The organism is Neisseria sp. P0019.S003, assembly GCF_051957115.1.
Taxonomy (GTDB): Bacteria; Pseudomonadota; Gammaproteobacteria; order Burkholderiales; family Neisseriaceae; genus Neisseria; species Neisseria flavescens_D.
Genome location: NZ_JBQCWT010000005.1, coordinates 114,873 through 141,474 on the forward strand (window position 1 = coordinate 114,873; position 26,602 = coordinate 141,474).

The 26,602-nt window shown below is 51.2% G+C and carries 26 protein-coding genes and 2 pseudogenes; 20 read left to right on the forward strand and 8 right to left on the reverse strand.

What is annotated here, in order from left to right; genetic code table 11:
• Positions 1–72 precede the first annotated feature (72 nt).
• The 3 genes from ACTHTS_RS08965 to ACTHTS_RS08975 form a co-directional block, all read right to left on the reverse strand.
• Positions 73–882, reverse strand: coding sequence for an alpha/beta hydrolase (locus ACTHTS_RS08965; protein WP_440369821.1), 810 nt, complete (start codon positions 880–882; stop codon positions 73–75).
• A 114-nt stretch (positions 883–996) separates the two neighbouring features.
• Entirely contained in the window at positions 997–1,986 is a 990-nt protein-coding gene (locus ACTHTS_RS08970) for a peptidylprolyl isomerase (protein WP_440369822.1), read from the reverse strand.
• Positions 1,983–4,382, reverse strand: a complete 2,400-nt coding sequence (locus tag ACTHTS_RS08975; RefSeq protein ID WP_440369823.1) for an LPS-assembly protein LptD — start codon at positions 4,380–4,382, stop codon at positions 1,983–1,985. The genes ACTHTS_RS08970 and ACTHTS_RS08975 overlap by 4 nt, the downstream gene beginning before the upstream one ends.
• A gap of 69 nt (positions 4,383–4,451) precedes the next feature.
• Here ACTHTS_RS08975 and amgK point away from each other — a divergent pair, with 69 nt between their 5' ends.
• The 5 genes from amgK to ACTHTS_RS09000 all read left to right on the forward strand — a co-directional run bounded on the left by amgK (position 4,452) and on the right by ACTHTS_RS09000 (position 9,977).
• Positions 4,452–5,456, forward strand: coding sequence for an N-acetylmuramate/N-acetylglucosamine kinase AmgK (amgK, locus tag ACTHTS_RS08980; protein WP_004520257.1), 1,005 nt, complete (start codon positions 4,452–4,454; stop codon positions 5,454–5,456).
• Between the two features lie 84 nt (positions 5,457–5,540).
• Entirely contained in the window at positions 5,541–7,436 is a 1,896-nt protein-coding gene (gene mnmG / locus ACTHTS_RS08985; protein WP_440369824.1) for a tRNA uridine-5-carboxymethylaminomethyl(34) synthesis enzyme MnmG, read from the forward strand.
• Positions 7,437–7,614: 178 nt separating this feature from the next.
• Complete coding sequence (locus ACTHTS_RS08990) at positions 7,615–8,073, forward strand: hypothetical protein (protein ID WP_107858205.1); 459 nt, start codon at positions 7,615–7,617, stop codon at positions 8,071–8,073.
• A gap of 79 nt (positions 8,074–8,152) precedes the next feature.
• The gene (locus tag ACTHTS_RS08995) at positions 8,153–8,284 is read left to right on the forward strand and encodes a phenolic acid decarboxylase (protein ID WP_079453712.1); all 132 of its coding nucleotides are present in this window, start codon (positions 8,153–8,155) and stop codon (positions 8,282–8,284) included.
• Between the two features lie 103 nt (positions 8,285–8,387).
• Positions 8,388–9,977, forward strand: coding sequence for a tannase/feruloyl esterase family alpha/beta hydrolase (locus ACTHTS_RS09000; RefSeq protein ID WP_107858206.1), 1,590 nt, complete (start codon positions 8,388–8,390; stop codon positions 9,975–9,977).
• A gap of 173 nt (positions 9,978–10,150) precedes the next feature.
• Here the strand turns inward: ACTHTS_RS09000 and ACTHTS_RS09005 are convergent, their stop codons facing one another.
• Together ACTHTS_RS09005 and ACTHTS_RS09010 are read right to left on the reverse strand one after the other, a co-directional pair.
• Positions 10,151–10,738 carry a GNAT family N-acetyltransferase gene (locus ACTHTS_RS09005; protein ID WP_440369825.1) on the reverse strand — a complete coding sequence of 196 codons (588 nt, stop codon included), beginning with the start codon at positions 10,736–10,738 and terminating at the stop codon, positions 10,151–10,153.
• Positions 10,739–10,833: 95 nt separating this feature from the next.
• Positions 10,834–11,424, reverse strand: coding sequence for a 5-formyltetrahydrofolate cyclo-ligase (locus ACTHTS_RS09010; protein ID WP_293203028.1), 591 nt, complete (start codon positions 11,422–11,424; stop codon positions 10,834–10,836).
• Positions 11,425–11,502: 78 nt separating this feature from the next.
• Here ACTHTS_RS09010 and ACTHTS_RS09015 point away from each other — a divergent pair, with 78 nt between their 5' ends.
• From ACTHTS_RS09015 to rlmH, 5 genes are all read left to right on the forward strand, one after another.
• Positions 11,503–11,745, forward strand: coding sequence for a hypothetical protein (locus tag ACTHTS_RS09015; RefSeq protein WP_440369826.1), 243 nt, complete (start codon positions 11,503–11,505; stop codon positions 11,743–11,745).
• A gap of 177 nt (positions 11,746–11,922) precedes the next feature.
• The gene (gene rpsB, locus ACTHTS_RS09020; RefSeq protein WP_002230071.1) at positions 11,923–12,651 is read left to right on the forward strand and encodes a 30S ribosomal protein S2; all 729 of its coding nucleotides are present in this window, start codon (positions 11,923–11,925) and stop codon (positions 12,649–12,651) included.
• A gap of 123 nt (positions 12,652–12,774) precedes the next feature.
• Positions 12,775–13,629 carry a translation elongation factor Ts gene (gene tsf, locus ACTHTS_RS09025; RefSeq protein WP_002223203.1) on the forward strand — a complete coding sequence of 285 codons (855 nt, stop codon included), beginning with the start codon at positions 12,775–12,777 and terminating at the stop codon, positions 13,627–13,629.
• Positions 13,630–13,849: 220 nt separating this feature from the next.
• Positions 13,850–14,569: a UMP kinase gene (gene pyrH, locus ACTHTS_RS09030; protein ID WP_003708812.1), complete on the forward strand. Its 720-nt coding sequence runs from the start codon at positions 13,850–13,852 to the stop codon at positions 14,567–14,569.
• A gap of 162 nt (positions 14,570–14,731) precedes the next feature.
• Entirely contained in the window at positions 14,732–15,202 is a 471-nt protein-coding gene (rlmH, locus tag ACTHTS_RS09035) for a 23S rRNA (pseudouridine(1915)-N(3))-methyltransferase RlmH (protein ID WP_440369827.1), read from the forward strand.
• Between the two features lie 195 nt (positions 15,203–15,397).
• Here the strand turns inward: rlmH and ACTHTS_RS09040 are convergent, their stop codons facing one another.
• Together ACTHTS_RS09040 and ACTHTS_RS09045 are read right to left on the reverse strand one after the other, a co-directional pair.
• On the reverse strand, positions 15,398–15,685 hold the full coding sequence (locus ACTHTS_RS09040; RefSeq protein ID WP_440369828.1) for a class I SAM-dependent methyltransferase: 288 nt from the start codon (positions 15,683–15,685) through the stop codon (positions 15,398–15,400).
• Between the two features lie 116 nt (positions 15,686–15,801).
• Positions 15,802–16,074, reverse strand: coding sequence for a GNAT family N-acetyltransferase (locus ACTHTS_RS09045; protein WP_440369829.1), 273 nt, complete (start codon positions 16,072–16,074; stop codon positions 15,802–15,804).
• A gap of 46 nt (positions 16,075–16,120) precedes the next feature.
• On the opposite strand from ACTHTS_RS09045, the pseudogene ACTHTS_RS09050 reads away from it, so the two are divergent.
• The 9 genes and pseudogenes from ACTHTS_RS09050 to ACTHTS_RS09090 form a co-directional block, all read left to right on the forward strand.
• Positions 16,121–16,323 (forward strand): annotated as a pseudogene (locus ACTHTS_RS09050) (hypothetical protein); the annotation flags it as partial.
• 170 nt (positions 16,324–16,493) lie between these two features.
• Complete coding sequence (gene pyrE, locus ACTHTS_RS09055; protein ID WP_003682682.1) at positions 16,494–17,135, forward strand: orotate phosphoribosyltransferase; 642 nt, start codon at positions 16,494–16,496, stop codon at positions 17,133–17,135.
• Between the two features lie 99 nt (positions 17,136–17,234).
• Positions 17,235–17,630, forward strand: a complete 396-nt coding sequence (locus ACTHTS_RS09060) for an MJ0042-type zinc finger domain-containing protein (RefSeq protein WP_107858209.1) — start codon at positions 17,235–17,237, stop codon at positions 17,628–17,630.
• Positions 17,627–18,940, forward strand: coding sequence for an amino-acid N-acetyltransferase (gene argA / locus ACTHTS_RS09065; RefSeq protein WP_440369830.1), 1,314 nt, complete (start codon positions 17,627–17,629; stop codon positions 18,938–18,940). Before ACTHTS_RS09060 ends, argA begins: the two co-directional genes overlap by 4 nt.
• A 44-nt stretch (positions 18,941–18,984) precedes the next feature.
• On the forward strand, positions 18,985–19,764 hold the full coding sequence (locus ACTHTS_RS09070; RefSeq protein WP_003684015.1) for an exodeoxyribonuclease III: 780 nt from the start codon (positions 18,985–18,987) through the stop codon (positions 19,762–19,764).
• On the forward strand, positions 19,751–20,095 hold the full coding sequence (locus tag ACTHTS_RS09075) for a hypothetical protein (RefSeq protein WP_440369831.1): 345 nt from the start codon (positions 19,751–19,753) through the stop codon (positions 20,093–20,095). The genes ACTHTS_RS09070 and ACTHTS_RS09075 overlap by 14 nt, the downstream gene beginning before the upstream one ends.
• 10 nt (positions 20,096–20,105) lie before the next feature.
• On the forward strand, positions 20,106–20,639 hold the full coding sequence (locus tag ACTHTS_RS09080; RefSeq protein WP_440369832.1) for an alpha/beta hydrolase: 534 nt from the start codon (positions 20,106–20,108) through the stop codon (positions 20,637–20,639).
• A 166-nt stretch (positions 20,640–20,805) separates the two neighbouring features.
• Positions 20,806–22,914: pseudogene (locus ACTHTS_RS09085) on the forward strand (TonB-dependent receptor).
• A gap of 170 nt (positions 22,915–23,084) precedes the next feature.
• Positions 23,085–23,780, forward strand: a complete 696-nt coding sequence (locus tag ACTHTS_RS09090) for a thiol:disulfide interchange protein DsbA/DsbL (RefSeq protein ID WP_003749428.1) — start codon at positions 23,085–23,087, stop codon at positions 23,778–23,780.
• Between the two features lie 168 nt (positions 23,781–23,948).
• On the opposite strand, the gene ffh is transcribed toward ACTHTS_RS09090, so the two are convergent.
• The gene (gene ffh, locus ACTHTS_RS09095; protein ID WP_003684000.1) at positions 23,949–25,319 is read right to left on the reverse strand and encodes a signal recognition particle protein; all 1,371 of its coding nucleotides are present in this window, start codon (positions 25,317–25,319) and stop codon (positions 23,949–23,951) included.
• Between the two features lie 183 nt (positions 25,320–25,502).
• Here ffh and ACTHTS_RS09100 point away from each other — a divergent pair, with 183 nt between their 5' ends.
• Positions 25,503–26,315, forward strand: a complete 813-nt coding sequence (locus ACTHTS_RS09100) for a cytochrome C assembly family protein (RefSeq protein ID WP_440369833.1) — start codon at positions 25,503–25,505, stop codon at positions 26,313–26,315.
• Positions 26,316–26,602: the final 287 nt, after the last annotated feature.

Here is a 26,602-nt window from a genome sequence, read left to right on the forward strand (position 1 = left end):
AAATTGATCCAATAGGTTCAATACGCTTCTAAGTTTGCATTTCAGACGGCCTCAATGTTTGGCAAACCTGCTTTAACGCTGCCATACGTTGCGCAAATATTCGATGCAGTCGGTCAGGGCGTAAAACGGGGCGTTGCCGTGATTGGCGTTGGGGTAGAGGGTAAAGCGGACATCCGCGCCGAGGTGGTGCAAAGTGCCGGCAAGAATTTTGGCTTGTGCAACCATGCCGCTGCTGGTTTGGTCGGGGCGGTTGTTTCTGCCTTCATGTTCGCCTGCGCCAAGGCGGATGCCGATTCCTTGTGGCAAAGTGTCGGGCAGCCAATCGAGTACGCGGCGGTCTTGCCACCAGATAGACGGTGACACCAGCAAATAATGGCGGAATCGTTCGGGGTGGGTGAACAGGGAATAGAGGCCGTACAAGGCGCCGAACGAATGGCCGAAGACGGCTTGGTTTTGGGTGTCGATGCGGTATTTGCTGTCGAGCAGGGCGGAGAGTTCGTCATCGATAAAGCGGCTGAAGCGGTCGGCTTGGCCGTATTGTTTGCGTTCGGATTCGGGCGCGTTGTCGGGCAGCGGCGGCGTGTAGTCGAGGGCGCGTTGGCTTAAGTCGCGGATAGTGCCGCCGGTGTAGCCGATGCCGACAATCAGACAGGCGGCATGGCTTTTGGTAATGGGATTGATGAGCAGGGATTGCGCCATATTGAGGATGGCGGGGAAAAAGGCATCTCCGTCAAGAATATACAGTACGGGATAGCCGCCTGCCGGACGTTCGCCGAGTGCCGCGGCTTGAATGCGGTAGGTGCGGCCGGTGTGGGCGGAAGTAATGGCGGTTTCTTCGGCTTGCAGCAGGGTGGCGGCTTGCCAGTTGGGACGGATGGGCATGATGGGGTGCTTTAATCAATGGGTTGTTTAAGTAAAAGGAGAAAAGGCCGTCTGAACAATGGATTTCAGACGGCCTTATTGTACGGATTTTTGCCTTTTTAACAATACGCGTGATTAGCGTACGTCAACGTAGGAGCTGCTGTGCAGTTCGCGCAGGAGGTTGGTGGTCGCCTGTTGCGCTTTTTGTTGGGACAGGTATTGGCGGACGGCGTTTTGTTGGCGCTCTTCAGGCGTACCTGCTTCGCGGACGTCGTTCAGCTTGATGATGTGCCAGCCGAATTGGGTGCGGACAGGGGCGCTGATTTGGCCGGGTTTGAGTTTGTGGATGGCTTCTTCAAATGGGGCAACCATCATGCCGTCGGCAAACCAGCCCAAATCGCCGCCGTTGCCGGCGCTGCTGTCTTGCGAGTATTGGCGTGCCAAGCCGCCGAAATCTGCGCCGCTGCGGGCTTGTGAGTAGATTTTGCGGATGGTGCTTTCTGCGCCGACGGCGGCATTGTCGTTGTCGGCTTTAATAAGGATGTGTTGGGCATGATATTGGCGCACAGGGTCTGCTTCAGGCAGGGTCACGCCTTGTTGTTTGGCCTGCTCGATGTAGCGTGCCACTTCAGAGTCGCTCACACGGCTGTTTTGCATGATGGCTTGTTGGCGCACTTTTTCAACAATAATGCTGTCGGCGATGTCTTGACGGACGGCGGCAGACGGGTTTTTGATGTTGGGGTTGTGCGCGATAACGGCTTCGATTTCGCTATCGGTCGCTTGGATGTTGCGGCGTTTGCCGGCTTGGAGGATCAGGGATTGGTTGATCATTTGGGCCAAAACCTGTTGGCGCAGCTCGTTGGCGTCCATTTGTGTGCCTTTAGGCATAGTTTGACGCGCTTGTGCTACGGCTTGTGCTACTTGGCGGTGGGTAATGACTTCGTTGTCGACAACCGCGGCAATGCCGTCTGAAAGATGTACGCCGCTTTGTACGGCAGGCATGGTAGTGGCGCTGACGACTGGAGTTTTGTTGGTACGCACTTTGGTCGCTTTGGCTTTAGGAGCAGCGTGTGCGCCTACTGCGAGAGTGAGTGCGGCGACGAGAATCAGGGGTTTGAAGTTCATTGTTTGACTACCTCGTTGGTTTTGCTGTAACCGGGGATGGCTAAGCGGAGTTTTTCGAATGGGTTGTTGCCGATATTGCTCAAGTCTTTGAGTTGGAGGTTGAAGAATACGGCGTTTTTGTGGCTGTTTTCGCCGGTAACATAGCGTTGGCCGACCAAGCTTGCGCTCCAGCAGCCGCAGTTGCTTTTGTATTCTGCACCGATGAGCATTTCCAGCGGTTTTTTGGCTTCGATTTCGTAGTTGTAACGGGCAACGGCGTACAGGTTTTTACGGATGGGCCATTGCGCCGCCAAATCGATTTGGCGGATTTTATCGTAGAAATAGTTGCCGTCGGATTGCAGGTAAATGCGTTCGTTGCGTCCGTATTTGTAACGCGCGCTCAACACTTTGCCCGGCTCGGGATTGTAGCGGATGGTCGCGGCGTAGCTTTCGGCGCGGCTTTCGTTTTGGTTGTAGTGGATATCGAAGCCGGCATGGATGCTGTTGCTCAGTTTGCCGTGCGCAAAGCCGACCCAGTCGGATTGGCTGCGTTCATAACGGCCGACGCTGCCGTCCAACAACACCTTGTCGTTTTTGAAATAAAACTTCTGTCCGATACCCGCGCGGAACAGTTCGGCACCGTTGTTCGGGTCGAGGAAGCGGGTTTGCGCGGCGGCGGTCAGGCTGTTGGCGGAGTTGATGCGGTCGTTGCCGACGTATAAGTTCTCACGGAAAAGCTGGTTGTAAGAGAAGCTGTTTTCCGAGGTGTCGAAATTGGGCAGGTCGTTTTGGGACTTGGTCGGGATGTAGTTGTAGAACAGGCGCGGTTCGAGGGTTTGCAGATAGGCATTGCCGAACAAATTGGCGTTGCGCTCGAAGGTCATGCCGGTATCGACGTTGAATATCGGCAATACGCGGCTGACGCGGCGGCCGGATTGGTTGCCGAACGAGCCTAAGTTGTAATAAGTCGCGTGTACGCCGATTTTCGGACGGATATAGCCCCATTGGTTGTTGAAATCCCAACGGATGCTGGGATACAGCACGGTACGGCTGCCGTCTTGTTTGCTGTCGTGGACGAAGCGGGTGAACTGGCTGAATACATTGATATTCGCCTTGCCCATGGTTTTCTGCCAACGTCCGGTCAGGCGCGGCATGATGGCGTAGGGTTCGTCTTTGTAACCGTCTTGGTTGGCAAGGGTTTGGTATTTCTGTACGTTCAGCGCGCCGTCAAAAGAGCCGCCCCAGATATTGTCGCCGTAGTTCAGCCACAGTTGGCGGTTGAGGTTGACGTTGCTGGCGATGTCCTCGCGTCCGTAGAAATCGCGGTAGTAATTGTCGTCTGAAACCTGATTGAAGCTGATGCCGCCGCTGAGTTTGTCGGTCAGTTGGTGATTGTGGTCAAACTTGATTTGATAGCGGTTGTTTTCGTGGCGTTTTTTATCGTGCGGCATCCAATCGCCGTCGATGACGCCGTTAAATTTCGGCTCGAGATAGCGAACCTGTCCGCCAAGCTGCACGCCGCGTTTGCTGATAATGCCCGGGCGGATGGTGGCATCCAAATTTGGGGCAAGGTTGAAGTAGTAGGGCAGGCTCAGCTCAAGGCCGTCTGAACCTGTGGCAATGGTCGGAACGAGCAGGCCGCTTTTGCGGTTGCCGTTGATGGGGAAGTCCGCCCAAGGTGTGTAGAGGACAGGGACGCCACCGAATACCAGCGAAGCGTGTTTGGCCACGCCGATGCCTGTCGATTCATCGGCTTCAATGCTTTGCGCTTGGATATACCAGCTGGCATCGCCGGGCGAACAGGTGTTGAATTTGGTATTGATGAGTTTGTAGAGGCCTTTGCCTTTGAGTTCGGCTTTTTCGCTGACACTTTGAAGGTGGCGGCCGCCTTGTTCGGTATTGAGGCGCACAGCGGTGCCGGAACCGGTTTGGTCTTTGAGGTTGTAAACCAATTGATCGCCGGATACGGTCGAACCGTTTTGATACAGGGTAAAGCGGTCGCCGGCGGTAACGGTATCGGTGGCTTGGTCGTATTGCGCCCAATCGGCATTGAGAACATCGGCATTGCGCTCGACAATGACGTCGCCTTCGGCACGGACGCCGACTTGGGTCTGACCTTCTATTTTATCGGCGTTGACGCGGGTGTAATCGGCAGGCAGGGCAGGCTCGCCGCTGCGTTTGATTTCGGCGGTTTCGGCCGGCTTGGCATCTTCGTGGTCGCAAAACAGGCAAGTGCTGCCCAAGGAAAGCGGATCGGCTTCGCTTTGGCTGGTTTGTACCGGTTTGGATGCGGCGGTGTGGGCAGGGGTATAGTCTTCCGCCTGCGGAACAGAAGCATCTTCCGCGCGCACGACTGTTGCGCCAAAGCCCATAATTAAGGCGAGTACCAAGGGTTTGAGTGAAAATAAACGAGCCAAAATCGCCCCTTAAATCGGTTTGCCAGTTAGAATAGCGGTTATTGTAACCTGAAATTCTGCGATACCGCTATGCAACGACAAACCGAATTACAAAACTGGCTGGAGTCTGTTTATCCGAACCAGCCGTTTGAATTGAGCTTTGCGGCAGCCGATGCCGACTTCCGCCGTTATTTCCGTGCGACGTTTTCAGACGGCCAGACCGTTATCTGTATGGACGCACCTCCTGAGAAGATGAGTGTTGCGCCTTATTTGAAAGTGCAAAAACTGTTTAACATGGTCAATGTGCCGCAAGTGCTTCATGTGGATGAAGCGTTGGGCTTTATGGTGTTGAACGATTTGGGCAATACCACATTCCTGACCGCCATGAATCAGGAAAACAGCGAAACCGCCCACAAAGCCCTGTTGCTCGAAGCCATCGACGAACTGATCGAACTGCAAAAAGCCAGCCAACCCGGCAAACTGCCGGAATACGACCGCGAAGTCATGCTGCGCGAGATTAACTTGTTCCCCGAATGGTTTGTGGCCAAAGAATTGGGCCGCGAGCTGACCTTCAAACAACGCCAGTTGTGGCAACAAACCGTCGATACTTTGCTGCCGCCCCTGTTGGCACAACCTAAAGTTTACGTTCACCGCGACTTTATCGTCCGCAATCTGATGCTGGCAAAAGGCCGCCCGGGTGTGTTGGACTTCCAAGACGCGCTTTACGGCCCGATTTCCTATGATTTGGTGTCGCTGCTGCGTGATGCGTTTATCGAATGGGAAGAAGAATTTGTATTGGACTTGGTCATCCGTTACTGGGAAAAAGCACGTGCTGCCCAGCTGCCTGTGCCTGCCGAGTTTGACGAGTTCTACCGCTGGTTTGAATGGATGGGTGTACAACGCCATTTGAAAGTGGCCGGTATTTTTGCACGCCTGTACTACCGCGACGGCAAAGACAAATACCGCCCGGAAATCCCGCGCTTCTTGAACTATTTGCGCCGCGTATCGCGCCGTTACAACGATTTGGCACCGCTCTATGCGTTGCTTGTCGAATTGGTCGGCGATGACGAATTGGAAACAGGCTATACCTTCTAAGCTTGGTTTTTTAAGATTTGATTCCACTTTTCAGACGGCCTGATCAACAAAAGGCCGTCTGAAACCTTTACAGAACACATAAAAATGACTTACATGATTTACCCCAAAACCTACGACGTGATTGTCGTCGGTGGCGGCCATGCCGGTACCGAAGCCGCACTTGCCGCCGCACGCATGGGTGCGCAAACCCTGCTGCTCTCACACAACATCGAAACCCTCGGCCAAATGTCGTGCAATCCCTCCATCGGCGGCATCGGCAAAGGCCACCTCGTGCGCGAACTCGATGCATTGGGCGGCGCGATGGCGTTGGCAACCGACAAATCAGGTATCCAGTTCCGCCGCTTGAACGCCAGCAAAGGCGCGGCGGTGCGAGCCACGCGCGCGCAGGCCGACCGTATCCTATATAAAGCCGCCATCCGCGAAATGTTGGAAAACCAAGAAAACCTTGATCTTTTCCAACAAGCCGTCGAAGACGTAACGCTCGACGGAGAACGCATCAGCGGCGTGGTTACCGCGATGGGCGTGGAGTTTAAAGCACGCGCTGTCGTGTTGACCGCAGGCACGTTTTTGTCCGGCAAAATCCATATTGGTTTGGAAAACTACGAAGGCGGCCGCGCAGGGGACCCAGCCGCCAAATCCTTGGGCGGCCGTTTGCGCGAATTGAACCTGCCGCAAGGCCGTCTGAAAACCGGCACGCCGCCGCGTATTGACGGACGCACGATTGACTTCTCCCAACTGACCGAACAGCCCGGCGACACACCCGTTCCCGTAATGTCCGTACGCGGCAGCGCCGATATGCACCCGCGCCAAGTGTCCTGCTGGATTACGCATACCAACACGCAAACCCACGACATCATCCGCTCAGGCTTCGACCGCAGCCCGATGTTTACCGGCAAAATCGAAGGCGTGGGTCCGCGTTATTGTCCATCTATCGAAGACAAAATCAACCGCTTCGCCGACAAAGACAGCCACCAGATTTTCCTCGAACCCGAAGGTCTGACCACGCATGAATACTATCCAAACGGTATCTCCACCAGCCTGCCGTTTGACATCCAAATCGCCCTCGTGCGCAGTATGAAGGGCCTTGAAAACGCCCATATCCTGCGCCCCGGCTACGCCATCGAATACGACTACTTTGATCCGCGCAACCTCAAAGCCAGCCTCGAAACCAAAACCATCCAAGGCCTCTTCTTCGCCGGACAAATCAACGGCACGACCGGCTACGAAGAAGCCGCCGCACAAGGCCTGCTCGCAGGCGCAAACGCCGTGCAATACATCCGCGAACAAGATCCGCTCCTGTTGCGCCGCGAACAAGCCTATCTCGGCGTATTGGTGGACGACCTCATCACCAAAGGCGTGAACGAACCTTACCGCATGTTCACCAGCCGCGCCGAATACCGCTTGCAACTTAGGGAAGACAACGCCGACATGCGCCTGACCGAAGACGGCTACAAAATCGGCTTGGTGGGTGAAGAGCAATGGCGCATGTTCAACGAAAAACGCGAAGCCATCGAACGCGAAATCCAACGTTTGAAAACAACGTGGTACACGCCACAAAAACTCGCCGAAGAAGAGCAGCTGCGCGTATTCGGCCAAAAACTCAGCCGCGAAGCCAACCTGCACGACCTCCTGCGCCGTCCGAACCTCGACTACGCCGCGCTGATAACCCTGCCCGACGCCCAACCTGAAACCGCACTTGCCGACAGCGTGGTCGAACAAGTCGAAATCCAAGTCAAATACCAAGGCTATATCGACCGCCAAAACGAAGAAATCGACAGCCGCCGCGACATCGAAACCTTAAAGCTGCCCGAGGATATCGATTACAGTAAAGTTAAAGGTTTGTCCGCCGAAGTGCAGCAAAAGCTCAACCAGCACAAACCCGAAACCGTCGGCCAAGCCAGCCGCATTTCCGGCGTAACCCCCGCAGCAGTGGCTTTGCTGATGGTGCATTTGAAGCGCGGGTTTAAAGATGCGAAGTAAGCTACCTGAACGCGGAGCAGCCGCAGGTCAGATAATTCTTGTGTTTCGACACATCTGTTACTACAAGATGTCAGATTCAAGAATCTGACTTGCGGTAGGTTTTCAAAGTCTACAAAAGCAGCCTACACATTAAAATTGATGTGTAAAACCCAACCTGAAGATTAAATAAGGAGTAACAATGGGCTTTTCCCTATATTTCTACCGCTTTGAAAATGGCGAACAGGTAGACGGCAACCGCGAAGGAGCAAAATCATTTTTAAACAGCAGGGGACTAGATAGCTGCCTTCGTGATAAGGACGGCAACTATTTAGAATTTGATAACTGTTCCACAGATTTGGAAATAACGGATTTCAATGATAGGGAATGCCAGTTTGAAGGAAATATTGGCCATGCATATTTAACGGATGAGGAGTGTAGTTTCATCTATGAGTTGTGCCGTGCTGCGGATTGGGTGATTGTTAATCCGCAATTTAGCGATACTGAACCCTTATTTATCTTATTAGAACAAGATACTGCACAACATTTGCCGGAAGAATATAGTAATAACTATACCGTCATATCTTCTGGAGAAGAGCTGCAAATGCTGCTTTTAAACGGATTCCATCAGTTTCAAGCTTGGAAAAGCCGTATTCTGTAGCAACTGTATTTTTGCCCGACGGGGTAAAAAATACAGTTGCTACGGTACTAATACTCGATAAATAGTAAAAAGGAGTAAAATTGCAACATTTGATACACAAGATTCAAGAGGTTTAGTCGGTAAACATTTGATTTATCCCTATGATAACGGCTGGAATTATGAAATTTATGTAAAAAATGCCGAACATATGGATTACCATACTCGCCCTTGAAAGGCAGTCTAAAAATATCATTCCAGACAGTTTTATCAATTTATTTTTCAGTTACGGGAATTTTTAAATTCCTTAAGCCCACCTTCAAATTGGAGCTGTATCAATGAAACCCCGACTTTCCCCATTTGCTGTCGTGCTATTTTTGGCCGGTATTTCCTCTGTTCATGCAGCACCCGCTCAAAATGCACAAAATCAGTGCATTACCCTGAAAAATATCTCTATCACCGATACTGTCATCACTAAAGCCGAATGGTCGAACGGCGAAATCAGTGCCGACAGAATGTCTTCCCTCACCGGTGGTTCAACCAATGTCTTACAGTCCAAACCGCATTGCGTGGTGGAAGGCGAAATTGGCGCGCGCACCGGTGCAGACGGCAAGCATTACGGCACGAAATTCCAACTCAGGCTACCTGAAAATTGGAACGGAGGTTTCCTGTTTCAAGGCGGTGGCGGGGTGGACGGCTTTGTTGCACCCGCCGTGGGTAGTATCCCCGTGCGCACCTCTACCTCTACGCCAGCGCTGATGCGTGGTTACGCCGTGGTCAGCATGGACGGCGGCCATCCTACGCCCACGCCCAACTTCGGCGCAGACCAGCAGGCGCGTTTAGACTTCGCTTACCAGTCCACAGGAAAAGTAACCGCCGTTGCCAAGCAGTTGATTCAAAAGATGTATGCCGTTGCGCCGAAACACAGCTATTTCATGGGCTGCTCCAACGGCGGACGTGAAGCGATGATGGCCGCACAACGCTATCCTTTAGAATTTGACGGTGTGATTGCCGCCAATCCCGGCTTCCGCCTGTCGCGTGCTGCCGTCGCCCAACAGTGGGATTACCAGCAGTTTATGAAAATTGCCCCCAAAGACGCACAAGGCAACAAAATCCTAGCTAATGCCCTGACCCAAGCCGATTTGGACAAAGTGAGCGAAGCGGTGAAAAACCGTTGCGACGCGCGCGACGGCCTGAAAGACGGCGTGATTAACGCATGGGAAAGCTGCGATTTCAAAGCCGAACACGCCGGCCTCTCCCCTGCCAAAACCGCCGCCCTCAAAGCCGTGATGGACGGCGCACGCGACTCACGCGGCAACCCGATTTACAGCGGCTGGTATTACGATGTGGGTATGAATCAGCCCGACTGGCGTAAATGGAAGCTCGGCAGCTCGCAAACCGCCAATCCTGATTCACGCGGCGTAACGCTCGGTGCAGGTTCGCTTACTTGGTATTTCATGACTCCCGCCGTGCCGAACTTTGATGTGAGCAAATTTGATTTTGACCGCGATACGCCCAAAACATACCAAACCGGCGCAATTAACGATGCGGTGTCCACCGATTTGAGCACCTTCCGCGCACGCGGTGGCAAACTGATTGTGCTCACCGGCGTGTCCGACCCCGTGTTTTCCGCCAAAGACCAGGTGGCATGGTTCCGCCAAATGAATGCCGACACGCCAAGCGCCCAAAACTTCAGCCGCCTGTTTATGATACCCGGCATGAACCACTGCGGCGGCGGCCAAGCCTTCAATGATGTAGATCCGCTCACACTTTTGGAAAACTGGCATGGCAAAAACCAAGCCCCCGGGCGCATGATTGCACAAGGGAAATCCTTCCCGAATAAACAAATGCCGATTTGCGCCTATCCGAAAGTCGCCACTTATACCGGCGGGAATGAAAATAAAGCAGATAGCTTTGAATGCCGCTGATTGATGTAAAAGAGAAATATAAAACAGAAAAAAGGCCGTCTGAAACTTTCAGACGGCCTTTATTTATCAGGGGATTGACGGTGTTGCACCTTATTTCATTAATTTTTTAAAGAGTTCGGATTGTCAGCAAGATGGGCGTGTTCTGATGAAAAAATGAAGAAGAAAACGTTTTTTCAGGACGCGTCATAAGCTGCCGCTTTTTTGAGCAGTTTTACCCTTGCCTGCGGCCATTCCTCACGCAGCAGGCTGTATTCAACCGTATCGCGCACGCTGCCGTCTTTCCGCAGCTTGTGGCAGCGCAAGATGCCGTCTTGGTGTGCACCCAAGCGTTCGATGGCGCGTTGGGAGGCGGTATTGAGGTTGTCGGTCTGCCAGCAGACGCAACGGCAGTTTAAAGTGTCGAAAACGTAGTCGAGCAACATGATTTTGCAGGCGGTATTGATGTGCGTGCGCTGTGCCGACAGGGCATACCATGTGAAACCGATGTAGAGGCGTGGGATGGCGGGGTCGATGTGGTAAAGCGAAGTTGAGCCGACAATTTTTCCCGTGTCTTCGTCGATGACGGCAAAGGCGAGGCGGGTTTGTATGGCGGTGCGGATATAGTCAGCTACTTGGTGGGGTTCGGGCGCGGTGGTTACGTTCAGCTTCCAAACTTCGCCGTCGCAAACTGCTTCGCGCAAACCGGCTTCGTGTGCCGTTGTTAAAGGTTCGAGACGGACGCGGTCGAAGGATAAAACGGGAGTGGATGAGAAATCAGTCATGGAGGTTTCCTTTGTATTTGATAGTTTGAGTTTTCAGACGACCTTTTATAGTGTCTTAGCGGACAGCATCTCTGAGGTCGTCTGAAAGCTATTGATTAATGATGTTTGAACACCAGCACGCCCAACTCCGATACAAACCCGTCCAGCGGCAGGTCGTGCGGTTCGGTCGGTAGGGTGTCAGTCAGTTGGCAGCCGAAGCCTACGCCCAGGGTTTGGGTTTGCAGGCGGTATTTCGTGGCGGAGAGGGTGGCGTCGTAATAGCCGCCGGCTTGTCCGAGGCGGTAGCCGCGTTTGTCGATGCCGACGATGGGGACCAGCAGCAGGCTGAGTTGGTGGACGCGGATTTTTTTGCCGGTGAATTGGGGGACATGCAATTTGGCGCGGCCGCGTTTGCGTTCTTGTTTGGCGCCGTCGGCAGGGTAGGGGGTGAACCACATCCGCCGCGTGTTCGGTTCGATATAGGGCAGGTAGAGTTTTGCGCCGCGTTTTTGTGCGGCACGGACAAAGCCGTCCAATCGCAATTCCTTGCCCATCGGCCAATACACGCCGATTTTCCGTCCTTTTTTGATGTGGGGCTTGAGCAGGCGGTTGATGGTTTCGGTGGCGGCGTTGCGCTCGTCGGCGCTCATTTGGGCGCGTGCGCGGCGGAACTGTTTGCGTAGTGCCGATTTTTCGGGATTCCTCATTTTCAGACGGCCTTTCGGGATTGCGGTAGAATGTTGTGATTATAACGATTTTGTTAACATTCAAACAGGACGCACACAATGTGGCACATTGTCGCCATCGGCTATCTTTTTGTTGCCGTGATGTTTTCCGCTGCGCAGCCGAGTATTGCGCGTGCGTTGATTTATTTGGTTTTTTGGGCAGTGTTGCCCACCGTGTTTACGGTCTTCGTCGTAACCATCCGCCGCCGCAACTGTCTGATGAAACGGCAGGAGCAGGCGGAGTTTGAGGCGGCCCGACAAAAGGCGGTACAGACGGATGAAAAACAGGACGGAAAGGTATAAAATCCCTTTTCAGACGGCCTCTTATCCGCTATAATCCATAAGTTTTCCATTTCGGAAACACGCTTTTATTTTTTAAAACTTATGCCCACTTTCGCCGAAGGGTGCTTGACAATAGGTGCCGCCTATCAAGTTCTATGCGATTGAATGTGTGCTCTTTAACCCTTTCAAGGAAATAACATGTCTCAAATTACTATGCGTCAGATGATTGAAGCCGGTGTTCACTTCGGTCACCAAACCCGTTTCTGGAACCCGAAAATGGCTCAATACATTTTCGGTGCGCGCAACAAAATCCATATCGTAAACTTGGAAAAAACCCTGCCGATGTTCCAAGAGGCGCAAGAAGCCGTACGTCGTCTGGTTGCCAACAAAGGTACAGTATTGTTCGTAGGTACCAAACGCCAAGCCCGCGACATCATTCGCGAAGAAGCTACCCGTGCCGGTATGCCTTTCGTTGATTACCGCTGGTTGGGTGGTATGCTGACTAACTACAAAACCGTTAAGCAATCCATCAAACGCCTGGAAGAAAAAACTGCTGCCCTGGAAAACGCTGCTGAAGGCGGTTTCAACAAAAAAGAAATTCTGGAAATGCAACGCGATGTTGAAAAACTGGAACGTTCTTTGGGCGGTATCAAAAACATGAAAGGCCTGCCTGACGCGATTTTCGTTATCGATACCGGCTACCAAAAAGGTACTCTGGTTGAAGCTGAAAAACTGGGCATCCCTGTTATCGCCGTAGTCGATACCAACAACAGCCCTGACGGCGTGAAATACGTTATCCCTGGTAACGATGACTCCGCTAAAGCTATCCGCCTGTACTGCCGCGGCATCGCTGACGCAGTTTTGGAAGGCAAAAACCAAGCGCTGCAAGAAACTGTAGCCGCTGCCCAAGAAGCCGCTGCCGAGTAATTCGGTACACAGAAGAGGGGCGTTATGCCCCTTTTCTCAAATCCCGTTCTGAAATCCGTTTCAGACGGCCACTATTTCCAAACACGGCAATAGCCGTGTTCCCAAAAATCTAGGAGATTCAAAATGGCAGAAATTACTGCAAAAATGGTTGCCGACCTGCGCGCCGCTACCGGCCTGGGCATGATGGAATGCAAAAAAGCCTTGGTTGAAGCTGAAGGCAACTTCGACAAAGCCGAAGAAATCCTGCGTATTAAATCTGGTGCGAAAGCCGGTAAACTGGCTGGCCGTACTGCTGCCGAAGGCGTATTGGCTTATGCAATCAACGGTAATGTTGGTGCATTGGTTGAAGTAAACTGCGAAACCGACTTCGTTGCTAAAGACGCCGGCTTCGTAGAATTTGCCAACTTCGTTGCTAAAACTGCTGCCGAGAAAAAACCGGCTTCTGTTGAAGAACTGAGCGAACTGGTTGAAGCAGAACGTAAAGCCATCATCGCTAAATTGGGCGAGAACATGTCTGTTCGCCGCTTCCAAGTGATCGACACTGCCAACCAACTGGTTGCCTACATCCACGGTGCTTTGGCTACCGAAGGCGTATTGGTTGAGTACAAAGGCTCTGAAGATGTAGCACGCAAAATCGGTATGCACATCGTTGCCGCTAAACCACAATGCGTAAGCGAAGCCGAAGTAGATGCTGAAACCGTTGAAAAAGAACGCCACATCTACACCGAACAAGCTATTGCTTCTGGCAAACCTGCCGACATCGCCGCTAAAATGGTTGAAGGCCGTATTCGCAAATTCTTGGCTGAAATCACTCTGAACGGCCAAGCGTTCGTGATGAACCCTGACCAAACTGTTGCCCAATTCGCTAAAGAAAACGGCACTGAAGTGATCAGCTTCGTACGCTACAAAGTAGGCGACGGTATCGAGAAAGCCGTTGTTGACTACGCAGCTGAAGTTGCTGCCGCTGCTAAAGTGTAAGGCACTTATGAAAAAGAAAGCACCTAGATTCCAAATGAATCAGGGTGCTTTTTTTTGAGAAAACCGTTTACGGTACCTATTTTAAGACGACCGAATATTCAGGCCGTCTGAAAACCAAAACAATAATAGAACGACACGCCCTATCATTAATATTCCGACCGTTTGAAAATTCAGACGGCCCGAACTCCGACCGACGACATTCAAGAAAGCAAGGTATCCCATGACACAGCAAATCAAATACAAACGCGTATTACTGAAACTCTCCGGTGAATCCCTGATGGGCTCTGATCCATTCGGCATCAATCACGATACCATCGTCCAAACTGTCGGCGAAATTGCCGAAATCGTGAGAATGGGCGTGCAAGTCGGTATCGTTGTCGGCGGCGGTAACATTTTCCGCGGCGTATCTGCACAAGCAGGCAGCATGGACCGCGCCACTGCCGACTACATGGGCATGATGGCGACCGTCATGAACGCGTTGGCACTCAAAGACGCATTTGAAACTTTGGGCATCAAAGCGCGTGTTCAATCCGCACTGTCTATGCAGCAAATCGCTGAAACTTACGCCCGTCCTAAAGCCATTCAATATTTGGAAGAAGGCAAAGTTGTGATTTTCGCCGCCGGTACCGGTAACCCGTTCTTCACGACCGACACTGCCGCCGCATTGCGCGGCGCGGAAATGAACTGCGACGTGATGCTCAAAGCCACCAACGTCGATGGCGTGTACACCGCAGACCCGAAAAAAGACCCATCTGCAACACGCTACGAAACCATTACTTTTGACGAAGCCTTGTTGAAAAACCTTAAAGTGATGGATGCTACCGCTTTCGCCCTCTGCCGCGAACGCAAACTCAATATCGTGGTATTCGGTATCGCTAAAGAAGGCTCGCTCAAACGTGTGGTAACCGGCGAAAACGAAGGTACACTGGTTCACTGCTAATCATTGAAAGGCCGTCTGAAACAGCCGAACGGGATACATTCGGCTTTCAGACGGCCTTTTATTTTCAGTCGGTTGCGTGGGCATTGGCTCATGGTTTGAAAAGGTTAAGGGCTTGCTTGACCATAATATCCAATCGACAATTCGACAACAAAAGGATATCCCATGAATATCACCGTCTTGGCTGTCGGCACGAAAATGCCGCGTTGGGTCGATGAAGCCGTCGGCGAGTACGCCAAACGCTTCGGGCGCGATGTCAATTATGTGCTGAAAGAAATCAAGCCAGAGAAACGCGGCGCGGGTGTGAATGCGGCTCAGGGCATGGCGGCTGAAGAAAAACGCCTGTTGGAAGCCATACCGCAGGGCGCGTTTCTGGTGGTATTGGACGAGCGCGGCAAAGCGCCGACTTCGGTCGAATTGGCGCAACATTTGAAAGGCTGGCAGCAAAACGGCGAACACGTCTGCTTTATTATCGGCGGCGCAGACGGCATGACCGACCGATTGAAGCAGCAGGCAAACATGATGATGCGCCTTTCCAGCCTGACCTTACCGCACGGCATGGTGCGCGTTTTATTGACCGAGCAGCTTTATCGCGCCGTTTCGATTTTGCACAACCATCCGTATCATCGGGAATAATCCGTTTTGATTGCTGGGATAAGAAGGCAATGCCGCCTTGTCGGTTTGAAAGGGAATAGGGCAAGTCGGTTAAAAGCGGGATTGAACCTGTTTTCAGACGGCCTGATTTTTCCGCATGAATCCTTTATAATCGTTTCTTTGATAAATCAACATCTTTCGGGAGAACCCAAATGTCCGATTTCCGTCAAGACTTCCTCAAATTCGCTTTGGCACAAATTCTTTTCCAGCACGAATCGGTGGATTACTAATAATCACGGAATAATCCTTCGCGTGGACATTGTCATACGTATTACTTTCGTAAATCGTGACATTCTGAATGCCATTCGTTTCGGCATTCCGCTTCGCCAAGTCCATAGCACGTTCATTCACGTCAACCATCTCCACAGACATCTGGGAATTTGCCTTTGCAAAAGACAATCCCATCGGGCCATAACCGCAACCGACATCTAGGAGTTTTCCTTTAAAAAAATGTTGGGAGTTCATTTTTTTACTTGGGAGAAGTAAACCTTAGGTGTTTTATTGGGTATAGTTAAATTATAGAGCTCATTTATGAAAAAGCTGTAAATTTAAATATTTATTTATATGAATTAGTACTTTTTTTATATTTTTAAATCGTCGTATTCAGTACTTTTTTCGAATAAAGCAACGACATACGGACACGTTGGATAAATTTTCAAGTTTTCTTTTCTTGCGAAGTCCGCTAACTGATCCACTAATTGATGTGCTACTCCTTGTCCGCGTATGCTTGGATCTACAAATGTATGATTCGCTTCAATCACTCCTTCTCCTTTAGGAACGTATGTGATTTCCGCATCCATTTCTCCAGCTGCATTATAATGTCTAAATGCTTTTCCTTCATGAATAAATTCCATTTACAAAACCTCCTTAACAATTCTATCTAAAGTATACTACTCTCTCTATATGAAATACAACGGAAGTGACTTCTATGCGCTGAAAGAAATCAAGCCAGAGAAACGCGGCGCGGGTGTAAATGCGGCTCAGGGCATGGCGGCTGAAGAAAAACGCCTGCTGGAAGCCATACCGCAGGGCGCGTTTTGCTGACTGAGCAGCTTTATCGCGCCGTTTCGATTTTGCACAATCATCCGTATCATCGGGAATAATCTGTTTTGGTTGCTGGGATAAGACGGCAATGCCACCTTGTCGGTTTGAAAGGGAATAGGGCAAGTCGGTTTAAAGCGGGGCTGAACCTGCTTTCAGACGGCCTGATTTTTCCGCATGAATCCTTTATAATCGTTTCTTTGATAAATCAACATCTTTCGGGAGAACCCAAATGTCCGATTTCCGTCAAGACTTCCTCAAATTCGCTTTGGCACAAAACGTGTTGAAATTCGGCGAATTTACGACCAAGGCCGGCCGTCAGTCGCCTTATTTTTTCAATGCCGGTTTGTTCAATGACGGCGCATCGACTTTGCAGCTGGCGAAGTTTTACGCCGAGGCCATTATTGCCAGCGGCGTGAAGTTCGATATGCTGTTCGGCCCAGCCTATAAAGGCATTATTTTGGCGGCGGCAACAGCGATGATGTTGGCGGAAAAAGGCGTAAACGTACCGTTTGCCTACAACCGCAAAGAAGCCAAAGACCACGGCGAGGGCGGTGTGTTGGTGGGTGCGCCTTTAAAAGGCCGCGTGCTGATTATCGATGATGTGATTTCCGCCGGTACATCTGTGCGCGAGTCAGTCAAACTGATTGAGGCCGAAGGTGCAACGCCTGCTGCAGTGGCCATTGCGCTCGACCGTATGGAAAAAGGCACGGGCGAATTGTCGGCGGTGCAGGAAGTCGAAAAACAATACGGCCTGCCGGTGGTTTCGATTGCCAACTTAAACGACTTGTTCACGCTCTTGCAAAACAATGCCGAATTTGGCGGCTTCTTCGAGCCGGTCAAGGCCTATCGCGAACGTTACGGCGCGGTTTAAACCATAACATTATGCTCAGGTCGTCTGAAACATTTTTCAGACGGCCTGAAACATTGGCTAAAATATATTTTTGATTCAATACACTTACGGAAAATACTCATGCCTGCTTGTTCTTGTCCTCATTGTAAAACGCCGCATTGGGTGAAAGATGCCCAGTTGAACGTAGCGCAGGGTTTCGTGGTCTGCACGCGTTGTTCGGGGATGTTTAAGGCCAAGGATTATCTGTCGGGCAACCTGCCGGCCGATCCGGCTCATCTGCCTGTGGCGGTAACGGATGTGCGCCTCGTGCATAACATCGGCGCGCAAATCCTCAAGCATTCCAAACTCTCGCGCAAAGAAATTTCCGATTTGCTCAATAGCGCGCTTAAGGAAGAGCCTAAGGCGGAAGAGCAGGCGGTGGTCAAAACGCGCAAGGACGGTTTCAACTGGACGTTGGCATCGCTGATTGCGCTGACGGTTTTGATTATGCAACTCTTTTATCTTGCCCTGCTATGAGTGCCATCGCCCATTTTGTCGCCAGCTTTCGTGAGGCCGCGCCCTATATCCAATATTTGCGCGGCAAAACCATGGTGGTCGGCGTGACCGACAGCCTGTTGGAAGGCGAAACCTTGATTCGTTTGGCCGCAGATTTGAATCTGTTGGCCAGTTTGGGCTTGCGTTTGGTCTTGGTACACGGTTCGCGGCATTTGCTCGATAAATTGGCTTCGGGTCGGAATTTTGTTCCGAAATACAGCGGCAGCCGACGGATTACCGATGAAGCGACTTTGATGGAAGTGAAGCAGGTGGCGGGAATTATCCGCAGCGATGTCGAAGCCGCCTTGTTCAGCAGCGTATCTGCACAACAACGGAGCAAGCCGCCGGTTATCGCGTGCGGCAACTTTATTACCGCCCGTCCGTTGGGCGTTATTGACGGCGTGGACATGGGCTATACCGGTACCGTCCGCAAAATCGACGCGGAAGAAATCCGTTTGCGTTTGGATGGCGGTGCCGTGGTGCTGATCAGCCCTTTGGGACATTCGTACAGCGGCAAAACCTTCAATCTGAGTATGTGTGAAACCGCTCAGGAAGTGGCCATGGCTTTGCAGGCGGAGAAACTGGTTTTCTTGACCGAAGAAACCGGTATCCGCCACGCCGACGGCTCGTTGGCCAATACTTTGTCTGTCGGCGAAGTGCAGGAGCTGATACACGACAATCCCGATGCGCCGGCCGATTTGCTGCATGCGGCGGTAGGCGCGTTGGAAAACGGCGTATCGCGGGTGCAAATTCTCAACGGCCGTAAAGACGGCAGCCTGCTGCGCGAGCTGTTTACCCGCGAGGGCAGCGGTACATCTATTGCCCGTGAGCCGTTTGTTTCCATCCGTCAGGCACGCAGCGACGACATTCCGCACATCATCGCCTTAATCCGTCCTTTGGCGGAACAAGGCATCTTGTTACACCGCAGCCGCGAGTATTTGGAAAACCATATTTCCAGTTTTTCCGTATTGGAACACGATCAAAACATTTACGGCTGCGTGGCGTTGAAAACCTTTTCCGAGCCGGACTGCGGCGAATTGGCCTGCCTGGTGGTGTCGCCCGAAGCGCGCGATGGCGGCTACGGTGAATTGCTGTTGGAACATCTGTTTCAAAAAGCGCGCGCCTTAAATATCAAAACGCTTTTCGCCTTATCCACGCACACGGGCGAATGGTTTGTCGAACGGGGCTTTCAGACGGCCTCAGCCGATGATCTGCCTGTCGAACGCCGGCAGGAATACAATGCCAACGGCCGCAATTCCAAAGTATTTGTTTATGACTTGCAGGCCGTCTGAAAACCTCAATCCTATTATCCGTTTTTAAAAATCACTCAAATCTTATGTTGAAAATCATCTCTGCCAACGTCAACGGCATCCGCTCCGCCTATAAAAAAGGTTTTTATGAATACATCGCCGCATCAGGCGCGGACATTGTCTGCGTGCAGGAACTGAAAGCTCAAGAAGCCGACCTGTCAGACGATATGAAAAATCCGCACGGTATGCACGGCTACTGGCATTGCGCCGAAAAACGCGGTTACAGCGGCGTGGCGGTGTACAGCAAACGCAAACCCGACAATGTGCAAATCGGCATGGGCATTGAAGAATTTGACAGGGAAGGCCGTTTTGTCCGTTGTGATTTCGGCAAGTTGTCGGTAATTTCGCTGTATCTGCCCAGCGGCAGTAGCGCGGAAGAGCGCCAACAAGTGAAATACCGCTTTTTGGACGCGTTCTATCCCATGCTCGAAGCCATGAAAAACGAAGGACGCGACATCGTTGTCTGCGGCGACTGGAATATTGCCCACCAAAACATCGACTTGAAAAACTGGAAGGGCAATCAGAAAAATTCGGGCTTCTTGCCTGAAGAACGCGAATGGATAGGCAAAGTCATCCACAAACTCGGTTGGACGGATATGTGGCGCACACTTTATCCCGATGTGCCGGGCTATACTTGGTGGAGCAACCGCGGACAAGCGTATGCGAAAGATGTCGGGTGGCGTATCGATTATCAGATGGTGACGCCGGAGTTGGCCGCCAAAGCCGTTTCCGCACATGTTTATAAAGACGAAAAATTCTCGGATCACGCCCCTTTAGTTGTGGAGTATGACTATGTTGCCGAATAAGGTTTTTGGTAAATATGATTGGAATATAAACGGCAAGACCGGCGTAGGCGCGGCGTGGGTCGTGGCGGCATTTGTGCTGCCCATGCTGGTGTGGGCAATATTCATGCTGGCACGGATGTCCGGCTGGGTTGCGCCGACCAAGGCCAATCCGACGTGGGCGTTGGTATGGCTGCTGTTTTCCCTGCCTTGCCTGTTGATTGCGGCCAAATGCTTTGCTTGGAAGGGCTGGCAGCTGATTGCCAACATCGTACTTTGCCTGGCAACTTGTGCCATCCTCAGCGTGCCTGCCGCATTGCTGATTGCATTTACACTCAACGACTTGCTCAAATAGGCCGTCTGAAATGCAGAGCTTCGAACTCGAAGAAATGGCACTGTTTCTGATACGCGATGCGGATGAAGCGGAAATGTGGATAGACCGCTGGGCGGTCAGCTATCCGATTGTTCAAACTGCCGAAGCCGATGGGCGGCAAACCATTTCCGAATGGCAACATGCCATTCAGACGGCCTTCGACCATATCGTCAGCAGAAATATTGCCGTCGTGGCTCATGGTGCCGGCGTGTCCGCATTTTTGGCATGGCTGTACCAAGCCGACATCATGACGCAAAAACGCCTGACTAATATTATTTTGGTCTCGCCTCGCCCAGAAGCTTTTCCCGAGGACGAAATCCATACGTTCCAACGCGTCCGCTGTCCTTGCCGTACAGCGCTGGTTATCGCCGAAACAAACGGCACGCCACGCGATTGGGCGCAAGAACAGGCTGACCGCTGGCATGCACGCCTGCTTCAATCGCCGCATTCCGGCCGGTTAAACGGCGCACTCGGCGGCTGGCAATGGGGCATGAAGCTGATGCAGGAAATGTTGTTGAGTAAGTAGTGTAGCAGTATCTATTAATATTAATAAACGAAGGCCGTCTGAAACTGATATGTGTTTCAGACGGCCTTTGTTTACAAATATCATGCTAAATATAATTAAAAGAAACTATTCTCATTTCTTTTATGAAGCAATATAATTCGGTTGTTTCGTTAAATTGAGTATAAAAATGCAAATACCATTTCATTTGGCTTTATTACCCACGCTGATTATCGCTTCCTTCCCTGTTGCCGCCGCCGATACGCAGGACAATGGTGAACATTACACCGCCACTCTGCCCACCGTTACCGTGGTCGGACAGTCCGACACCAGCGTACTCAAAGGCTACATCAACTACGACGAAGCCGCCGTTACCCGCAACGGCCAGCTCATCAAAGAAACGCCGCAAACCGTCGATACGCTCAATATCCAGAAAAACAAAAATTACGGTACGAACGATTTGAGTTCCATCCTCGAAGGCAATGCCGGCATTGACGCTGCCTACGATATGCGCGGCGAAAGCATTTTCCTGCGCGGCTTCCAAGCCGATGCATCCGATATTTACCGTGACGGCGTGCGCGAAAGCGGACAAGTGCGCCGCAGCACCGCCAACATCGAGCGCGTGGAAATCCTGAAAGGCCCGTCTTCCGTCCTTTACGGCCGCACCAACGGCGGTGGCGTTATCAACATGGTCAGCAAATACGCCAACTTCAAACAAAGCCGCAACATCGGTGCAGTTTACGGCTCGTGGGCAAACCGCAGCCTGAATATGGACATCAACGAAGTGCTGAACAAAAACGTCGCCATCCGCCTCACCGGCGAAGTCGGGCGCGCCAATTCGTTCCGCAGCGGCATAGACAGCAAAAATGTCATGGTTTCGCCCAGCATTACCGTCAAACTCGACAACGGCTTGAAATGGACGGGACAATATACCTACGACAATGTGGAGCGCACGCCCGACCGCAGCCCGACCAAGTCCGTGTACGACCGCTTCGGACTGCCTTACCGCATGGGCTTTGCCCACCCGAACGATTTTGTGAAAGACAAGCTGCAAGTTTGGCGTTCCGACCTTGAATACGCCTTCAATGACAAATGGCGCGCCCAATGGCAGCTCGCCCACCGCACGGCGGCGCAGGATTTCGACCATTTTCATGCAGGCAGCGAAAACGGCAGCCGAATCAAACGCAACTACGCCTGGTAGCAGACCGACAACAAAACCCTGTCGTCCAATTTCACGCTCAACGGCGACTACAACATCGGCCGTTTTGAAAACCACCTGACCGTAGGCATGGATTACAGCCGCGAACACCGCAACCCGACATTGGGTTACAGCCGCGCCTTTACTGCCTCCATCGACCCTTACGACCGCGCAAGCTGGCCGGCTTCGGGTAGATTGCAGCCCGTACTGACCGAAAACCGCCACAAAGCCGACTCCTACGGCATCTTTGTGCAAAACATCTTCTCCGCCACGCCCGATTTGAAATTCGTCCTCGGCGGCCGTTACGACAAGTACACCTTCAATTCAGAAAACAAACTCACCGGCAGCCGCCGCCAATACAGCGGTCACTCATTCAGCCCCAACATCGGCGCAGTGTGGAACGCAACGCCTGCCCACACGCTCTACGCCTCGTATAACAAAGGCTTCGCACCTTATGGCGGACGCGGCTATTTGAGCATCGATACGTCGTCTTCCGCCGTGTTCAACGCCGACCCCGAGTACATCCGCCAATACGAAACCGGCGTTAAAAGCAGTTGGCTAGACGACCGCCTCAGCACTACGTTGTCTGCCTACCAAATAGAACGCTTCAATATCCGCTACCGCCCCGACGCGCAAAATGATCCCTACACTTGGGCAGTCGGCGGTAAACACCGTTCGCGTGGCGTGGAATTGTCCGCCATCGGGCAAATCATTCCCAAAAAACTCTATCTGCGCGGTTCGTTGGGCGTGATGCAGGCGAAAGTCGTTGAAGACAAAGACAATCCCGACCGAGTGGGCATTCATTTGAATAACACCAGCAACGTTACCGGCAACCTTTTTTTCCGTTATACCCCGACCGAAAACCTCTATGGCGAAATCGGCGTAACCGGTACAGGCAAACGCTACGGTTACGACTCAAGAAATAAAGAAGTAACTACGCTTCCAGGCTTTGCCCGAGTTGACGCCATGCTTGGCTGGAACCATAAAAACGTCAACGTTACCTTTGCCGCGGCAAATCTGCTCAATCAAAAATATTGGCGTTCGGATGCCATGCCAGGTAATCCGCGCGGCTATACTGCCCGGGTAAATTACCGTTTCTGATGAAATCAGGCAAAGGCCGTCTGAAAATAAGGCTATGATCTAAGCCATATTTCAGACGGCCTTTTATAAAGGTTGAAATAAAACTAAACACATTTTTTCACTCAAATCGAACACACCTCCAACAAAATGCCATAAAATCCGCCCATTGATTTGAATGTAAAGAGATACCTATGAAACTGAAAACCTTAGCCTTGACCTCATTAACCCTGTTGGCATTGGCCGCTTGCGGCAAACAGGCGGAAACCAGCGTTCCGGCAGACAGCGCCCAAAGCAACACATCTGCTCCGGCAGCCCCTGCCGCATTGACCGAAGGTGTCAATTACACCGTATTGTCCAATCCGATTCCGCAACAGCAGGCCGGCAAAATCGAAGTATTGGAATTCTTCGGCTACTTCTGCCCGCATTGCGCCCATCTTGAGCCTGTCTTGAGCGAGCACATCAAAACGTTTAAAGACGATACCTATATGCGCCGGGAGCATGTCGTGTGGGGTGACGAAATGAAACCTTTGGCACGTTTGGCGGCCGCAGTGGAAATGGCCGGTGAATCAGATAAAGCCAACAGCCATATTTTCGATGCGATGGTTAACCAAAAAATCAACTTGGCCGATACCGATACCCTGAAAAAATGGCTGTCCGAACAAACAGCGTTTGACGGCAAAAAAGTATTGGCTGCATTTGAGGCTCCTGAAAGCCAAGCGCGTGCGGCTCAAATGGAAGAGTTGACCAATAAATTCCAAATCAGCGGCACACCGACTGTGATCGTCGGCGGCAAATACCAAGTTGAATTTAAAGACTGGCAGTCCGGCATGACCACAATTGACCAACTGGTGGACAAAGTACGCGAAGAGCAGAAAAAACCGCAATAAGTTGAAGGCTGAATGAGTAAAGGCCGTCTGAAAATAGGATTTCAGACGGCCTTTTATATTAGACGTTATAGAATAGAGATGGTTGCTAAAGCCTCATGGTTTTAAATCTGAATACAAAACAAAAACGCCGTCTGAAACTTTTCAGACGGCGTTTTCTGTCACCTCGGCTTACAAACCCGGGAACATGCCTTTCATTCCCTTCATGCCTTTGGCCAAGCGCATCAGTTTACCCAAACCGTTGCCGCTGAACATTTTCATCATTTGTTGCATTTGTTCAAACTGTTTGAGCAATTTGTTCACTTCCTGCACGGTTGTACCTGCACCCATCGCAATACGGCGTTTGCGGCTGGCTTTGAGCAGGGCAGGGTTGGCGCGTTCTTTAGGGGTCATTGAGTTGATGATGGCTTCCACTTTGCCCATCGCTTTTTCGGCCGTGCCTTCGGGGATTTGTTTCGATATTTGGCCCAGTTCGCCCGGCATTTTCGACATCAGGTTTTCCAAGCCGCCCATGTTGCGCATCTGCTGAATTTGTTCTTTAAAGTCATTGAGGTCAAAGCCTTTGCCTTTTTGCAGCTTTTTCGCCATTTTGGCAGCGGCTTCTTCATCAATACCTTTTTGGACATCTTCAATCAGGGTCAATACGTCGCCCATGCCGAGGATACGGCTGGCAAGACGGTCGGGGTGGAAAGGTTCGAGGCCGTTGATTTTCTCGCCGACGCCGATAAATTTAATCGGTTTGCCGGTTACATGGCGTACGGACAATGCCGCACCGCCGCGCGAGTCGCCGTCCATCTTGGTCAATACGACACCGGTCAGCGGCAGGGCTTCATTAAATGCCTGAGCAGTGTTCACCGCATCCTGACCCAACATGGCATCAATAACGAACAAAGTTTCAACCGGGTTAACCGCGGCATGAAGAGCTTTGATTTCGTTCATCATTTCTTCATCGATTGCCAGGCGGCCGGCGGTATCGACCATCAATACATCGTAAAAATGTTTTTTGGCGTAATCGACGGCGGCAGTTGCAATCTCAACCGGTTTTTGGTTGGTATCGGATGGGAAAAAGTCCACGCCGACCTGTTCGGCCAACAGGCGCAGCTGTTCAATCGCAGCAGGGCGGTAAACGTCGGCAGATACCACCAAGACTTTTTTCTTCTGATCGTTTTTCAGCAGACGGGCGAGTTTGCCGACGGTTGTTGTCTTACCGGCACCCTGTAAACCAGCCATCAAAACAATGGCAGGCGGTGAAACCGACAAATCCAGCGTTTTGTTTTCCTTGCCCATCAATTCGACTAAGGCTTGGTTGACCACGCCGATAAAGGCTTGGTCAGGCGTCAGGCTGCCGACGACTTCTTGTCCAAGGGCCTGTTCTTTGACTGTGTTGACGAATTCTTTAACGACGGGCAATGCAACGTCGGCTTCCAGCAGGGCAAGACGAACCTCGCGCAAGGCTTCTTTAATATTGTCTTCGGTCAGCGTTGATTGGCCGCGAATATTTTTAAGCACCTTGCTGAAGCGATTGGTCAGGTTGTCTAACATACTTATCCTTGATAATGAGAATAGCTGCCCAATACAGGGCATTCTTTGTTAAAATAAAATTCGGATTATTTTACACGATAGTCCGAAGTTATGCTTCAAGAACACAAACACGCACACCAAGGCCGTCTGAAACCCTGCCGGGTGTCCGTCAAGTGTTCATAGTATCTATTGAGAAAGATATTTATGCCGATTGTCTTAATCTGCCTTATGCTGGTGTATGCCGGATTGGGCGCATTTTCCTGGTTGCAACATAAAAAGCACAATAATAAGTCTTACCCGCTGAAAACCGAGCTGCTGATTTTGAGCGGCGCATTATTGGTACATGGCGCAGCATTGATGTTCCCAGTATTGCAGGATAGGGTATTGATTACCGGTTTTGGTTATTCGCTCAGTCTGATAGTTTGGCTGATGCTGATGATGTACTGCCTGGGCAGTTTCTTTTATTGTCTGCGCGGTGTGCAACTCTTATTGTATCCCTGTGCCGCATTGACCTTATTGCTGGGTTTCCTTTTCCCGGGAGATTTCACAGGTCGTCAAATCGTAGACTTATTGCCGCTATCGCACATCGCATCATCATTGCTCGCATACGGACTGTTTGGCATCGTTACCTTATTTGCCATCCTGATCCTTTTGCTCGACCGCAATCTGCACAAACGCCGTTTTTCCGCATTGGTCAGCTTCTTGCCGCCATTATTGAGTTTAGAAAAACTCATGTTCCAAGGTATGTGGGCAGGTTTCGTCTTGTTGACCTATTCCGTTATCAGCGGTACGTTTTTTGCAGAAACCGTTTTCGGCAAGCCAATGACCTTCACGCATAAAACCATCTTCAGTATTATGTCGTGGCTGATTTATGGCGCATTATTGTTGAAACACAGCATGACCGCATGGCGCGGCAAAAAAGCCGCCGTTTGGACTATTGTCGGATTTGTCAGTCTGATTTTTGCCTATGTGGGCAGTAAATTCGTCCTAGAAATTGTCCTTCAACGTATTGGATAAATAGAAAACATACAAAAAGGCCGTCTGAAATACTCTTTCAGACGGCCTTGTATTTTTTTGTATGCATGGATAGTGTAGGAAGGTTGTTGGAGTTTTTTATAAAATAAAAACCCTGTTAAAACAGGGAGGTGGTTAGATTTCAGAAAATAATTTTGCGAAAGGTGTTGACTGGTTTTGTTGGTAGGCGTATAGTTCGGTTCTTCGCTGCTGACGCGGTGAAGAAAACGAAGCAGATAGTATAACACAGTTAGTTAAAATTTTCGATAATTTTAGTTGACATTTGCTAA